The organism is Xanthomonas sp. NCPPB 1325 (assembly GCF_041477645.2).
GTDB lineage: Bacteria > Pseudomonadota > Gammaproteobacteria > Xanthomonadales > Xanthomonadaceae > Xanthomonas > Xanthomonas cannabis.
This window is the reverse complement of record NZ_CM192985.1, coordinates 802163-816622: the sequence shown is the minus strand read 5'-3', so window position 1 is coordinate 816622 and position 14460 is coordinate 802163. Positions and strand designations below refer to the sequence as shown.

Genomic DNA, 14460 nt, shown 5'->3' with positions numbered 1-14460 from the left:
GAGTCGCACATGCATGCAATGACGCAATTCAATGGTCCCCTCGCGGCATCTCCAGCAACGCACGCATCGCAGCGCATCGAACTGGGCGAGCGTGGCGTCCTGCGCCCCGGCCGGCTGCGCTGGCTGCGCGCATGCGGCTGGGCAGTGGCGCTATTCTTCCTGGTGGCCATTCCAACCGGCGTGGTCACGCGGTTTCTCGGCAGTCTGTGGCCAAAGACCAATGAGCCGGTGCAGTTCGTGGTCAGCCTGGTCGGGGCGCTGGTCGCGTTGGGCATCTATACGCTGGCGGTCCGCCTGGCCGAAAAACGCACCCCATCGGAAATCGCATTACGCCCCATGCTGCCGCAGTTGACCATCGGCCTGTTGGCGGGTGCCGCGATGTTTGCCACGGTGATGGGCATCATGGCGCTGTTCGGCCTGTACGACATCCAGTTCGTCGGCCCGGCATCGGCCTGGACGCCGCTTCGCAAAGCGCTGCAGGCCGGCGTGGTGGAAGAGCTGATGATGCGTGCGGCCATTCTGCGTCTGGTGTGGCGTGCATTCGGCCCGTGGACGGCGTTTGCAGTGTCCTCGGCAGTGTTCGGCATCTCCCATCTGGGCAACCCCAATGCCACGGTGTTTGCCGCGCTCTGCATCGCACTGGAAGCCGGGGTCATGATGGGCGCCTTCTACGCGCTCACCGGGCGCATCTGGGTGTCGATCGGTGCGCATGCCGCCTGGAATTTCACCCAGGGCTACCTGTTTGGCGCCGCCGTCTCCGGTGTGGCAGCGGGCCCCGCCATCGCGCGCAGTACATTCAATGCCGCGCTGCCGGAATGGCTGACCGGCGGCACGTTCGGCCCCGAAGCATCGTTGGTCGGCATGCTGGTCTGCCTCGCCGTCGGCCTCTCGGTCGTGTGGCTGGCATGGCGCCGCGGTCAGTTCGCCAGGCAATGAGGCGACGCCCGCATTTCGCACGCCTTATTGATCCGTTCGCTGTGGCGGCAGCTGCAGAGGCTGCGCGCCGCATGACCTACGCACCACCCGGTTGCCACGCGCCGCCACCCGGCGGCGCGTGGCGAACAGCAAGCACCGGCATACGGGCGCAACCGATGCACGGCGTGCACAAGGTCTTGCCAGCGCCCACACATGCCCGGCCCTAGTGTGTGGCGATCCACAACAGCGTGACGTTCGCAGTGCCATTGGTTTGCGCTCGTCGACCACAGGCAGAGGTGCACATGGCTTTGATTCATTCCATCCTGATGAGCGCCGTCGCCGGCATGCGCTCGATGACGCCGCTGGCAGCAGTGGCCAACGCCGCCCGCACCGGCAAGCTTCCTGCTGACAATGGCGCCCCGGCGTTGCTTGCCAACCCTGTCGCCTCGGCGGGCATGCTGGCGCTGGCCGGCGGTGAGCTGGCGGGCGACAAGATGAAGACCGCCCCGGACCGCATCGTGCTCCCCGGAATGATCGCCCGCATCGCCACCGGCGTCATCGTCGGCACTGCGTTGGCGCCGCGCGAGCAACGTGGCATTGCCGCCCTGCTCGGTGCAACCACCGCGGTCGCCGCTGCCTATCTCACCTTCAACGCCCGCATGCGCGCCATCGAACGCTACGGCCAGACCAGCACCGGCATTGTCGAAGACGCCATCTCGGTGGGAGCGGCCACCTTGATCATCCGGGACGCCGCAAGCGCTAATTCCCGCTGACGTGCCTGCATGCAGTGCTACGCCATGGTTCGACTTCTGCACCGTGGCCGCAGCACGGCCGTGCTGCAGTACCCCGCCTGGCGTTAGGCGCGCGCTTCCGGCGCCTCGGCCATTGCGTTCCACCCTTGCTGCACACTCCATCGCCAAGCTGCAATCGGGCACATAGGCTGCCTGAAACGCCTGCACTTCAACCGCCACGCCCGTGGGGTGCATCCAGATCCAGCAGCGGCCCCATCGGCACGATTCCGGTCGGATTGATCATGCCGTGGCTTTGGTAATAGTGGCCCTTGATATGCTGGAAATTCACCGTCTCGGCGATTCCCGGCATCTGGTACAGCTCGCGCAGGAAGCCGGACAACTGCGGGTAATCGGCAATCCTTTTCAGATTGCATTTGAAGTGCCCCACATACACCGCATCGAACCGCACCAAGGTGGTGAACAGGCGCCAGTCCGCTTCGGTCAAGGTGTCGCCGCATAGATAGCGCTGCTGGCCAAGGCGCGCCTCAAGCCAGTCCAGTGAGGCGAACAGTGGCGTCACGGCCTCTTCGTAGGCGTGTTGGGTGGTCGCAAAGCCCGCCTTGTAAACGCCGTTGTTGACGGTGTCGTACACGCGTGCGTTGACCGCGTCGATCTGCTCACGCAGGTGCGCAGGGGAGTAATCGCCCGCGCGGGCACCCACGTCGTCGAAGGCGCTATTGAACATGCGGATGATGTCGGCCGATTCATTGCTCACCACCGTGCCGCGCTCACGGTCCCAGAGCACCGGCACCGTCACGCGGCCGGAGTAGCGCGGATCGGCCTTCAGATACACCTCGTACAAGCGCGTGGCATGGTTGACCGGATCGTCTACCACGCCCGGACCAGGGTCGAAGGTCCAGCCCTGCTCACCCATCAGCCAGTGCACCACCGACACATCGATCAAGGCCTCCAGCCCCTTCAGCCGACGAAAGATCAGCGTGCGATGCGCCCACGGGCAGGCCAGCGACACATACAGGTGGTAGCGGCCCGCGGCCGCCTTGAACCCACCTTCGCCATGCGGCCCGGCCGACCCATCGCGTGTCACCCAGTTGCGAAACTGCGATTGAGAACGCTCGAATCGCCCGTCGCTCTTGTCGGTGTCGTACCACCGGTCTTGCCACTTGCCATCGACCAACAGGCCCATCGTGTTCTCCCGCCACAGCATGAGCGGCCACCCTAGCCCAGCAGCACTGGAGGGTGCGTGAGCGCTAAGCCATCCACACCGCACCGCTTGCCGCTAGGCAAAGGCAGCGAAGACGGGCCTGCACATATCCGCGGCGGGCGCGAGCAGCGCCTGGGCAGCCGCTCGGTTGCCGGTCACGCATCGTCGTAGCTAGGTGGCTGGCCACCCGGCCGGCGGCATTGGCGCCAACCTGCCCGGATCGGTGAAAATAACGCGTCATCGCGCCTTGGGGCCGCCCGGCGCCCACACTCGCCGCTCCCTGCCGCGGCCTCCTTCACGCGTGCCTGGCACGCGACCGATGCCCAACGTCTTTCCCGGATCTGCCTTGAACACCACCACCCCGCCCCTGCCCGCCAACGACGACCTGCCCCTGACCGACCGCCTGCGCGCGGCGCTGGATCTGCTGGAGGCCATCGAGGCCGACCGCAGTGTGCTCGACACCTTGCCCGAGGCCGATCGCGTGCGCCTGCATCAGGTGGTCGCCAAGGTCTATCACCCCGAGCCCAAGGCGCGGCGGCAGCTGCTCAAGCAGCGCGAACGCGAGCGGCATCAGGAAAAGGTGCGCAAGGCCGAAGCGCTGCTGGAGCAGCGTGGCATCCGCGCACTGCGGCGCAAGCCGGTGTTCAGCACGCCGAACTACTTTCCGCCGCATGCCGCCGGCCTGCACGACGCGCACAACGGCGAGAACGCCGCCGAGGCACCGGAGCAGCTGCACTCGCCGGAGCTGCGGCACTGCTATGTGTGCAAGCAGAAGTTCACCCAGCTGCATCACTTCTACGACCAGATGTGCCCGGCCTGCGCCGAACTCAATTTCTTCAAGCGCACCGAAACCGCCGACCTGCGCGGGCGCGTGGCGCTGCTCACCGGTGGGCGGGTGAAGATCGGTTATCAGGCCGGATTGAAGCTGCTGCGTGCCGGCGCGGAATTGATCGTCACCACGCGTTTTCCGCGCGATTCGGCCGCCCGTTATGCGGAAGAACCGGATTTCGCGCAGTGGGGCCACCGCCTGCAGGTCTTTGGCCTGGATCTGCGCCACACGCCCAGCGTGGAGGCCTTCTGCAGCCAATTGCTGGCCACCCGCGAGCGGCTGGATTTCATCATCAACAACGCCTGCCAGACGGTGCGCCGCCCACCACAGTTCTATGCGCACATGATGGCCAACGAAACCGCTGCCCTGCATGACCTGCCGGAGACGGTGCAACAACTCGTCGGCCATTACGAAGGCCTGCGCACGCCCGAATTGCTGCGCGACGCATCGGCCACCGCGCTGCCGGCCGTGCATGGGCGTGGTCTCGACGATGCAGACGGCCTCACCCGCGCTGCAGAGCTGTCGCAGATCGCACTGCTGGACGACGAGCTGGTGGGTCAGGAACACCTGTTCCCCGAAGGCCGGCTGGACCAGGACCTGCAGCAGGTCGATCTGCGCGGACGCAACTCCTGGCGCCTGCTGATGGCCGAAGTGCCATCAGTGGAGCTGCTGGAAACGCAACTGGTCAACGCCATCGCGCCGTTCATCATCAACGCGCGCCTGAAGCCCCTGATGCTGCGCACGCCCGAACGCGACAAGCACATCGTCAACGTCTCGGCGATGGAGGGCCAGTTCTATCGCAACTTCAAGACCACACGTCACCCGCATACCAACATGGCCAAGGCCGCGTTGAACATGATGACGCGCACCTCCGCGGCCGATTATCAAAACGACGGCATCCACATGAACAGCGTCGACACCGGCTGGGTCACCGACGAAGATCCGGCCGACATTGCCGCGCTCAAGGTCCAGCAGGAGCGCTTCCACCCGCCGCTGGACATCGTCGACGGCGCCGCCCGCATCGTCGACCCGATCATCCACGGCTTCAATACCGGCGAGCACGTGTGGGGCCAGTTCCTGAAGGATTACGCGCCGACGGATTGGTGATGGATCAGGCCGCACCGGCGCACCGCATCGTGATGCGATGCCGGCTCCGCACACGCGCACCGGCCAGTGCGTGCGCAGGCCTCACGTGGCGGTCCATTGATTCGCGGAAGCACGCGTCGGTTCGCGCTCCGGCCCCGTGCCGGTTCGGCATGCATGTTGAACTGTCGTCCCTCGCATCGCTGGCCCTAACGTACAAGACGCATGAGGTCAGGGTGGAGACCTGCAACGCGTCGCCGAGCCCTGCGTGCGTTTGAAGTTGCATCAACGAGGCAACGCATGAACGGGCCACTTCATCCAACCCAAGACAGTCCGGCTTGACGGCACCTCTTAGCGTTGCATCAGACACCCCTCACCCGCCTGATCGACCACCCGCGGCACAGGAGCTCCTGCATGTCAGCACCGTACGGCGCACTCGCCTTCATCGGCTTCGGCGAAGCCGCATGCGCATTCCACGAGGGTTGGGCACTCGATGGTCAGCGCCGGATCACGGCCTACGACATCAAGAGCGACCACCCCGAGACGCAACCTGCCATGCATGCGCGCTACCTCGACCATGCCGTGGTGGGCTGCGAAAGCGCCGCAGCTGCAGTGGAACAGGCAGATATCGTCTTCAGCCTGGTCACTGCCGACCGTGCGCAAGCGGCAGCACACGCAGCAGCGCCTGCCCTGCGCAAGGCAGCGCTCTGGCTGGACTGCAACTCGTGTGCACCCGGCACCAAACAGGCGGCAGCGGCCGTGATCGAAGCGGCTGGCGGCCGCTATGTCGACGTTGCGGTCATGGCCCCGGTGCTGCCGCAACGGCACCACGTGCCGCTGCTGGTGAGCGGCCCGCATGCGCCTGCCGCGCTGACCGTGCTGCAGGCGCTGGGCATGCGGCCCGAGATCACTGGCGACCTCGTCGGCCAGGCCTCGTCCATCAAGATGCTGCGCTCGGTGATGGTCAAGGGTATCGAGGCGCTGTGCGCCGAATGCTTCATCGCCGCACGGCGTGCAGGTGTCGAAGACCAGGTCATCGCATCGCTTAATGCGTCTGCACCACAACGCACCTGGGGCGAGCAGGCCAGCTACAACATGGAGCGCATGATGGTGCACGGCGTCCGCCGCGCGGCAGAGATGCACGAGGTTGCCGCCACTGTGGCCGCCCTGGGCCTGCCTGCCGAGATGGCATCGGCGACTGCCGCGTGGCAGCAGCGGATCGGCAACACCGCGCTCGATGCCGGTCGTGAGGTACTGAATGAGCGGTTGGATCGGGTCTCCGCGGCGCTAGGCCAGCGGTGACGCAGTGGGCGCGCATCCTCGCGGCCTGACCGCTTGCCCTCGCACCACCTCGCACCTGCCAGGCTCAGCGGCGTCGAGGCGGGGCGTCTTTGTTGGCCTGCGCACGTGCAAGCACATTGGCCGCTGCGATGACGTCATTGAGTTCCTGACGAAACCCATCCACGTGCGCCGGCGGCACCATCCCCTCGAAGCTGCCGCGGTCGAACACCGGCCTGGCCTCCATGAAAAAACCGTCGCGGCCTTGCACCACGAACTGGAAGCACGCCTGCCACCGCGGGTCGGGATGGGCAGACAACTCGACGGTGATCTTGCTGCCGGCGCGCCCCGTGTCGCCGGGCGCGACAGTCACGGTTCGCGCTGTGATCTGGTTACCACTATTCATGCGCGCAATGATCGAAAATGGCGAATCGAGACGCCGTGAGCCGGCGGGCCCGCTCCGGAATCGAGCCATAGGAATTTTCTATTGGATTGGCGCCCACCTTCACACCAACATCACGCTGTCGGACACGAGGCCATGGGCCGCTCATCTCGTGGGATGCGGAGCACATCCAGAGCCGGCACTCCAACAGCAACTGTTTGTGTGCGAGGGGAAGCATGCAGCTGATCAGAACGCATCAACGTGCCATCCATGCGGCACTTGTCACTGGCTACGTCACGCTGCTGAGTGGCGCCTGCTGGGTTTTCACGCACCTGCACTAGGTCGGCGCATCTCGGCACATTGCCACGCTGCGATGCCGTACGGCGTTCGGCGTCCGGGCAGCTGATTTCAGACGCCGTCGGCTGGTTGCCCTATCCGGCGATGGGGCGACTGCGCCAGTGCACGCCTGCAAGGCTGCCCGTGCCCTGGGGGCATGAAACGGTCACTCATCCGTCAACGCACGCGGCTCGCGTTGCCGCGCTGCGCGCGCAGCAGATGGTTCGCAGCGCAATCGCACAACGCCAGCAGCGACGACACACCCTGGTCAATCAGTGTCCAGGCCAACGCACCCGCTCAGTGAAGGGCGGCCCGTTGCCCCTGCTCCAACCGCTCCGGCGTCGCCGTGCGGCCAGGCGAGCTCAATTGTTGCAACCACGTGCACAACGGTCGTGCTCCCTTGCCACACCATTGATCAGATCGGCGCTAGCGTCGCACCACTCCTCAGAAGACGCGCAGATGACCGACAACGGCAAACCCAATCCCATCATCGACACCCTCGCAAACATCATCGGCACCCTTCGCGCCGATGACGACATGCACCAGGTAGCACTGGCGCACGAAGCGCTGGAACCCAAGGCCATCGAAAAATTGACGCCACAGGAAGCACGGCAGCAGCCCACCATTGCCGATGCGGTCAACAAGGTATTGCAGGACCAGGGCAAGACCACCGACCCGGAAGTCCTGGTGCCCGGCGTCAAACGCACGGCGCACACGCTGGAGACGCCAGCAGGCAATCTTCCGGCACTGATCTATACCCCTAGCGGCGGCACGCAACTGCCGGTGATCGTCTACTTCCATGGTGGCGGCTGGGTGATTGCCAACGCGCAGGTGTATGACGGCGGCGCACGCGGGCTAGCCAAGGAAACTGGCGCCATCGTCGTCTCGGTCGACTATCGCCCAGCGCCCGAACACACATTCCCCGCCGCCTGGGACGACGCACTCGCCGCGTACGAATGGGTGCTGGCCAACGCGGCAAGCATCGGCGGCAATCCCCAGCGCGTTGCCCTTGCAGGCGAAAGCGCAGGCGGCAACCTGGCCATCGCCACCGCCGTGGCCGCGCGTGACAAGGGCCTGCAGGCACCCACGCACATCCTGGCGGTCTACCCGGTCGGGCAAACCGGCAGCCTGCACACAGAGTCCTATATCGAAAACGCCATCGCCAAACCCTTGAACAAAGCCATGATCGAATGGTTTGTCGGCCACCTGATCTGCAGCGATGCCGACAAGGCGGACACGCGCCTGGATCTGGTCAACGCCAACCTGCGCGGCCTGGCACCGGTGACGCTCATCAACGCCACCATCGACCCGCTGCGCAGCGACGGCGCCAAGCTGGAAGACGCCTTCAAGGAGGCCAATGTACCGGTCGAGCGCGAGGTCTACACCGGCGTGACGCACGAGTTCTTCGGTTGTGCGGCAGTCGTTGCCAAGGCGAAGGCCGCGCAGGAATACGCAGGCAAGCGGCTACGTGAGTCGTTTCGCTAGACAAGCCACCGCGCTTGGCACAGCGGTGGTGCCCCGCAATAGCAGGGACAGATAACGTACAACGCACGAGGGCCGCCCGGGCATACCAGGTGGCCCTCGGCTTTCTCTCTTTTCTACGTTATTAAAACTATTACTGTCGGGACAGGCGATTGGCTCGGAACTGCCTAACACGCGTCGCGCTGTGCCCAGCCTGGGACTGAAAAGGCTACTGCAGCAGCCACCCGCCACAGTCATTGCATGTACGATCCATCCAGGGGAAGAGTCGAGGTCAGACAAGGAGTTCGCCATGCCCGGGTCCCACTCCAAACGTGCTGTCGCCTACGCACAGGTCAGGCGCGCACTACAATCCGGCCGGTATCCGCCCGGTCAGCGCATCGACCCGGGAACACTGGCTAAAGAGTTCAAGGTCAGCCCCACGCCGGTGCGCTTTGCGCTGTATCGCCTGGTTGGCGAAGGCCTGCTCATCGATCACGCACGCTATGGCTTGCAGGTACCGCTGCTCACTGAGGTCGCGCTGCGGGATCTCTATGACTGGATGGATCGCCTGTTGCAGATGGCCTGCGAAATCGGCGTTGCATCGATGCCGCATGCCCCCGGCGAGCAGGAGCCCACCACAGCCCCTGCAGATGTGATTAAGGAGACCTGGAAGCTCTTCGACGCCATTGCCCACGCCACTGCGCATTGGTCGCTGCATCAAGCCGTCAGGCAGACCAATGACCGATTGGCCCCGGTGCGACGTGCCAAACATGGCCTGCTCGACGCCCTCGAAGAAGAACTGGCAGAGCTCACGTTGCACTGGCAGCGGCACGACCTTGCGGCGCTGCAAACGGCGATGCATGCCTATCACGTGCGCCGCATCCAGGCCGTGCCGCGCATCGTGGCCGCCATGCATGAGCGCAGCCGTCAGGCTTGACGGTTTGGCGGCTGACTGTCGCCAGCGCATGGCCTCGCAAGATCTGCATGCTGCGCCGGCGCACTGCCGGCAACGTGCACCTGATGCGGCATGTGCGGCGCGATGCGACGCCACCGGCAAAGTTTCCACGGCCATCTTCGATGGCGGTCACACAGTGAATTTAATTATTGCGGTGTTACGACTTAATCATTTGAAAATCAACAGTCCCGTTTCCTAACGTGTTGGTGTCATGGATCCCATGACACAACCAGGAGACAGCGATGAACATCAATGACACCACCCACAGCGATGCATCCAGCGAGATCACGGTGCTCGGCGTTGCCAGCACCGACACCAAGGGCGGCCCGCTCGCTGGCGAAGAAATCGGCGGCTTCAATGTGCCGGGCATTTCCGAAGAGTGAACCCGAGGCGTGCCTATGCGCACGCCTCTCCCACCAGGAGTAGAAACCATGGATACCAGCAACGACAACACTCGTACCACGGCGTTGGACCAGGATCTCATCGTGCTCGGGGTCGCCAGCCTGGATACACAGGGCGGGCCATTGGCCGGCGAGGAAATGGGTGGCACCACCACGCTGGGCATCAGCCAGGACTAGGCACGGCTAACGCGCGGCAGTCGCCACTCGGCTGTACATGCCGATGCGTCACTTCCCAGGCCACGGGGCGCACTCCAGCGGTGCGCCCCTTCTCTCTCTCTCCAGGACCACGCCATGCAGCGCTACACCTTGCGCGACGACCTATCGTTTTGCCGCATCGGCGAGCGCCTGGTGTTCCTGGATGTCGGCAACGACCGCTACTTCCGTCTACCAAGTGCACAAGAACACTCCCTGCTCGCCTATCTCGCGCACGACCCGGTATCGGAGCTGGAGATCAATGCGCTTGTCGAACCGGGACTGCTGGTGGAAGGCGCGCAAGCGGCCGCCTGCCCGCAGCCTTCCGTCATGCCGGTCGCGCGTAGCGCGATAGAAATGCCCATACCAGCGCGACGACCACAGCTGTTTGAAACGCTCGAGGTGCTTGCGCTTGTGCTGTCCACACGCCTGGCGCTGAAGCGCACTCCGCTCAGTAAGATACTCGGCAGCCTCTCCGCTGGAGTTCAGCAACGGGGGATGCAGCAATGTTCGGTCGCCGGACTCGAGCAACGGCTCACCGATGCGGCATCGGTCTTCAGGCACGCACGCCTGTGGGTGCCGGTCGAGATGCGCTGCCTGCTCGATTCGGTCGCGTTGGCAAGATTCCTGCGGAGACGCCAGCTCGATGCCCGGATTGTCTTCGGCGTTGCGCTCGATCCGTTTTCGGCGCATTGCTGGGTGCAGGCCGGCGATCTGGTCTTGAACGACACGGTTGGAAACGTCCACGCGCATACGCCCATCCGGGTGGTGTGATGTACCGCTACATCGCCCTGCTCAAGCATCCGCACACACGCCGCGAGGGCAACCGCGTCGCTGTCGATGAGGCACTGCGACAGATCGGGCTGCTTCCACGGCAACGCACGGAATACATCGATCTGTACGCATCAGACGACACGCCCGTGCTCGACCTGCCTGGTGGCGGTGCACTGATCGGCCATGTCTTTTCGCGGCGCGACAATGCCCCCTTGCTGGACGGCGCATCGCTGCATGCACTGTCGGCAGCACAGCGAACATGGCACCTGATCGATGCGTACTGGGGCGAGTACCTGCTGTTGCACGCACCGCACGAGGCGCCGAGCACTGTCACCTTCATGCGCGAGCCCTCCGGCGGCGTGGCCTGCGTCTACGCGCTACAGCATGGCTTCGTCACTTCAGACATCTCGATCGCCACGCATGCGGGTCTGTACACGCGTGAGATCGATTGGGACTCCATCGCTCACCATCTGCGCTACCCGCACCTCAAGACCGAGCGCACCGGGCTGGTCGGGGTGCGCGAAGTGCTGCCGGGCAGCCAACTGCGCATCCAGTCCGACCGCAGCAGTGTCGAACAGGTCTGGAGCCCCTGGGATTTCGTCGCAGCACCGCAGCGCCGGCATGACCCACTCGACGCACAGGCGCAGGTACGTCAGGCGGTGGCCGCCAGCGTCACGTGCTGGGCGCAGACCGATGTGTCCGTGCTGCTGGAACTCTCTGGCGGGCTGGACTCCTCCATCCTCGCCGCATGCCTGAAAGACACCACCGCGCGCGTGGCATGTTGCAACTTGGTCACGCCGGTGCCTGGCGCCGACGAGCGGCACTATGCCCGGCAGATGAGCGACCTGTTGGGCACCGAGCTGATCGTGCGCACCCTGGGGTTCGACGCTGCACCGGTCGATTTCGCACCGCCGGCACATGCGGTCGTGCCCAGCACCTGGTTTCTGCAACATGCCTCCAATGCGCTGAAAGAAGCGATCGGCACGCAGCTGGCCATTACCAGTTTCTTTTCCGGCGGCGGTGGCGACACCGTGTTCTGCAACACCAGAACCGCCGCGCCCGCCGCAGATGCCTTCCGTGCAGGCGGCCTGCGCGCCGGCGTCAGCGCAGTCCATGCGCTTGCCGAACTGCACCAGTGCACGCTCTGGAAAGCAGGCAGGCTAACGATCAAGAAACTCCTCGCCAAGGCCGGACCGCCACGCACGCCGGAGCGATCGTTCCTGCCAGGCACGCAGGCTGCGGTTCCACTGCAATCACATCCCTGGTTCGATGCCCCACCCGACAGCCTGCCCGGTGACCGCGAACGTATCGTCGATCTGGCCGGCACCCAGGTGTTCCGCGATGGGCTGGCACGCAGTGCGTCGTGGCACCTGCGCATGCCGCTGCTGTCGCAACCGGTGGTGGAGGCCTGCCTGACAGTGCCGAGCTGGATGTGGATCGCTGGCGGCCGCAATCGCGCTGTGGCACGCGATGCGTTTGCGGATGTGCTGCCTGCGCAGATCCTGCATCGCCGCAGCAAAGGCACCTTCATGAACTACTCCGGCGCGGTCTATCGTCGGGGCAGGCAGCAGATCCGCGATTATCTGCTGCAGGGCCGGCTTGCAGGCCAAGGGCTACTGGACGCCGATGCCCTGCGCCACCATTTCGACCACACATCGGCCGACAGCGACCACAGCGTCATGCGCATCTTCGACCTGTGTGCGGTCGAGAACTGGGTCTGTCATCAGCGCTGACGTTGCCTGCGCTGCGTAGATGCGTGTCGCCCGCACCAACGTGCCACACGCCAGCCGCACCACGCACGCTAGTTGCCACGCGCCGGCAGTGCCGCCTTGATTGCGCGCCAGCGCGCGTACTGCGCGGCCTTTTCCGGCGCAGCGTCCTGGTAGTCCTGCAACCAGAAACGAAACCAGTCCACATTGCGTGCATACACCGCCAACTTGTGCCGGGGTTGAAACTTCTGGTGCGGCTCGTTCGGAAACACATAGAGTTCGGCACGCTGCGCACTTAGCAGCGGAATCACATAATCCAGTGCGTATAGGTACTCCTGCTCGGAATGCTGGAACAGGATGGGCGCGCGAATCCGCTCCAGCTTGAACGCCGGCGACAGTGCCTTCCACCGCTCGGGTGTCTGCTCCGGTGCACCCAGGCCCCACATCTCGCGCAGCCCCTTGAGGAAGGGCTCGCCCTTCATGCTGCCGAACAGGTAGTACGACGGCGACACCACCGGGTTGGCCACCGAAGCGGCGGCCAGCAGGTTCGATTCGGTCGCCGTCCACAAGGTCACCGCACCGCCGAAGCTCAGCCCGCCCATGCCCACCCGCGTGCGATCGATGCCGGCCTGCGACGACAACAACGCCACCGCGCTGTCCACCGCCGCCAGCCCTTCGCCGTGCCGTTCCACCGCATCCATGGTGTAGCCGGGCAACTGGTTGATGCACAGCGCCGCGATTCCCAGTTGCGCAAACGCCGCCAACGGCCACTCGTCGCCAACCCCTCCGCGGACGAAGCCCGGGCAACTGTAGTAGGTAACGAACAAGGGCGCCTGGCCGTCGGTGTGGCCGTGTGCCGCAAAGAACCGCCCGCTGTAGTGTCGCCCGCGGCTGTCGGTCCACTGCAACAGACGCGCGGGCGTCGCGTTTGCCATGTCCACCGCCAACGCCGCATTGGGGTCGAACAGGACGGCGCGCGTGCCGTCGTGCAGCGCGATGCGTTCCAGGCGTGGCGGGCGATCGGCATCGGCCGTCACGCACACCAGTGCCGTAGCCGATGCGCCGCAGGGTGCCGATGGATCGCGCCCGCCATTGACCAACCCACCGCCCTGCACCACCAGTTGCACCTGCCCACTGGCCGGGTCCCAGCGGTGGATGGATTGCGCCAGCCCCAAGGCGGGATTGGTGATGGTGAAAAGCACCTCCGTGCTCCCGGGGCGCCACTGCATGCCACTGATCGCCTTGCCCACGCAGGCTGCCGCCACGCACTGCACTGCCTTGCGTGCGCCAGCACCCGGTACTACCGACAGCGCCACGTCCGGCCGCGACAGCTGCCCAGTGCCGTCGCCCACGCGCGACAATACCGCTACCGCGCCGCCCTGTGGCGCGCGCGCAGATTTCCACACATCGCCGACCAGGCCGCGCAGCGCGCTGACGCCGGGCTCTGCGTCAGGTCGCTGCGCATCGGCAAGCACCTGGGTGGCCCCAGTCGCCAGATCCAGCGCGATCCACCGTGCCGGCACTCCCGCCGATAGCCCGGCACGGTCGAACCACACCGAGCCGAAACGCTGCGTGGCCAGGCGCCCGTCGACATTGCCCGAACGGAACAGGCCTTGCCCGAGCGGTACCGTCTCGTCGATCCGGATGCCCTGCGCATACTCGTCCTGTTCGGCCGCCATGACCTGCGCGCGCGTGGCACCGACGCGGTAACGCAGCACCCGCCCATCCGCGTCCAGCGAAAACTCCTGCACGTCGGCCGCATCGTGGGTCACCGCTTGCGCGCCGGACCCGTCCGCCGCCGCGCGCCACACCGCAATCACGTCATCGATCAACGCGCGGTAGTACAGCCAGCGCCCATCCGGCGACCACAGCACCTTTGCAGGCAAGGACCCGCCTGCCGAATCGCGCAACGGCACGCCGCCATCGGCGACGCGTCTGGGCGCAGCGTCCTGCAGGCCCTGCACGTACCAGACGCTGTCGTAGGTATTGCGCTGCACCGCTGCCTGCTCGGTGCGAAAGGCCACGCTGCGGCCATCCGGCGACAGCGTGGGGCTGCCAATATCCACCACCTCCAGCAATCGCTGGGGCGATACCGTTTGCGCATGGCCCACGCACGCACCTGCCGCCATCAGCACGCCTGCAAGCAGCAGGCGCCATGGTTTGTGATTCCTCACACACACACTCCTCTCAGC

14 protein-coding genes are annotated in these 14460 nt (G+C 65.3%); 11 read left to right on the top strand and 3 right to left on the bottom strand.

Annotated features, from left to right (window positions below):
- Positions 1-9 precede the first annotated feature (9 nt).
- Both ACCQ10_RS03280 and ACCQ10_RS03275 read left to right on the top strand, forming a co-directional pair.
- Complete coding sequence (locus tag ACCQ10_RS03280; protein ID WP_372362210.1) at positions 10-936, top strand: CPBP family intramembrane glutamic endopeptidase; 927 nt, start codon at positions 10-12, stop codon at positions 934-936.
- 281 nt (positions 937-1217) lie between these two features.
- Positions 1218-1688 (top strand): DUF4126 family protein, encoded by a 471-nt coding sequence (locus ACCQ10_RS03275; protein ID WP_372363040.1) that lies wholly within the window; start codon positions 1218-1220, stop codon positions 1686-1688.
- Between the two features lie 187 nt (positions 1689-1875).
- On the opposite strand, the gene ACCQ10_RS03270 is transcribed toward ACCQ10_RS03275, so the two are convergent.
- Positions 1876-2850 carry a glutathione S-transferase family protein gene (locus ACCQ10_RS03270; protein ID WP_372362208.1) on the bottom strand — a complete coding sequence of 325 codons (975 nt, stop codon included), beginning with the start codon at positions 2848-2850 and terminating at the stop codon, positions 1876-1878.
- Between the two features lie 57 nt (positions 2851-2907).
- Here ACCQ10_RS03270 and ACCQ10_RS03265 point away from each other — a divergent pair, with 57 nt between their 5' ends.
- The 3 genes from ACCQ10_RS03265 (at position 2908) to ACCQ10_RS03255 (ending at position 6082) form a co-directional block, all read left to right on the top strand.
- Entirely contained in the window at positions 2908-3039 is a 132-nt protein-coding gene (locus tag ACCQ10_RS03265) for a hypothetical protein (RefSeq protein ID WP_372362207.1), read from the top strand.
- 175 nt (positions 3040-3214) lie between these two features.
- The gene (locus ACCQ10_RS03260; RefSeq protein ID WP_179453591.1) at positions 3215-4804 is read left to right on the top strand and encodes an SDR family NAD(P)-dependent oxidoreductase; all 1590 of its coding nucleotides are present in this window, start codon (positions 3215-3217) and stop codon (positions 4802-4804) included.
- Between the two features lie 390 nt (positions 4805-5194).
- Positions 5195-6082, top strand: coding sequence for a DUF1932 domain-containing protein (locus ACCQ10_RS03255; RefSeq protein WP_372362206.1), 888 nt, complete (start codon positions 5195-5197; stop codon positions 6080-6082).
- 64 nt (positions 6083-6146) lie between these two features.
- On the opposite strand, the gene ACCQ10_RS03250 is transcribed toward ACCQ10_RS03255, so the two are convergent.
- Positions 6147-6464 carry a hypothetical protein gene (locus ACCQ10_RS03250; RefSeq protein ID WP_039411184.1) on the bottom strand — a complete coding sequence of 106 codons (318 nt, stop codon included), beginning with the start codon at positions 6462-6464 and terminating at the stop codon, positions 6147-6149.
- Positions 6465-7235: 771 nt separating this feature from the next.
- Here ACCQ10_RS03250 and ACCQ10_RS03245 point away from each other — a divergent pair.
- The 6 genes from ACCQ10_RS03245 (at position 7236) to ACCQ10_RS03220 (ending at position 12292) form a co-directional block, all read left to right on the top strand.
- A complete protein-coding gene (locus tag ACCQ10_RS03245) occupies positions 7236-8261 on the top strand; it encodes an alpha/beta hydrolase (RefSeq protein ID WP_372362205.1) in 1026 nt (341 codons plus the stop codon).
- Positions 8262-8442: 181 nt separating this feature from the next.
- Positions 8443-9174: a GntR family transcriptional regulator gene (locus ACCQ10_RS03240; protein WP_372362204.1), complete on the top strand. Its 732-nt coding sequence runs from the start codon at positions 8443-8445 to the stop codon at positions 9172-9174.
- A gap of 260 nt (positions 9175-9434) precedes the next feature.
- Complete coding sequence (locus tag ACCQ10_RS03235; protein ID WP_016903879.1) at positions 9435-9575, top strand: lasso peptide xanthomonin 1; 141 nt, start codon at positions 9435-9437, stop codon at positions 9573-9575.
- Between the two features lie 48 nt (positions 9576-9623).
- Positions 9624-9770, top strand: a complete 147-nt coding sequence (locus ACCQ10_RS03230) for a benenodin family lasso peptide (RefSeq protein WP_372362203.1) — start codon at positions 9624-9626, stop codon at positions 9768-9770.
- Positions 9771-9884: 114 nt separating this feature from the next.
- Positions 9885-10559 carry a lasso peptide biosynthesis B2 protein gene (locus tag ACCQ10_RS03225; protein ID WP_372362202.1) on the top strand — a complete coding sequence of 225 codons (675 nt, stop codon included), beginning with the start codon at positions 9885-9887 and terminating at the stop codon, positions 10557-10559.
- Positions 10559-12292 (top strand): lasso peptide isopeptide bond-forming cyclase, encoded by a 1734-nt coding sequence (locus ACCQ10_RS03220; RefSeq protein ID WP_372362201.1) that lies wholly within the window; start codon positions 10559-10561, stop codon positions 12290-12292. Before ACCQ10_RS03225 ends, ACCQ10_RS03220 begins: the two co-directional genes overlap by 1 nt.
- 68 nt (positions 12293-12360) lie before the next feature.
- Here ACCQ10_RS03220 and ACCQ10_RS03215 read toward each other — a convergent pair whose 3' ends face one another.
- Positions 12361-14442 (bottom strand): Atxe2 family lasso peptide isopeptidase, encoded by a 2082-nt coding sequence (locus ACCQ10_RS03215; protein ID WP_372362200.1) that lies wholly within the window; start codon positions 14440-14442, stop codon positions 12361-12363.
- Positions 14443-14460 lie beyond the last annotated feature (18 nt).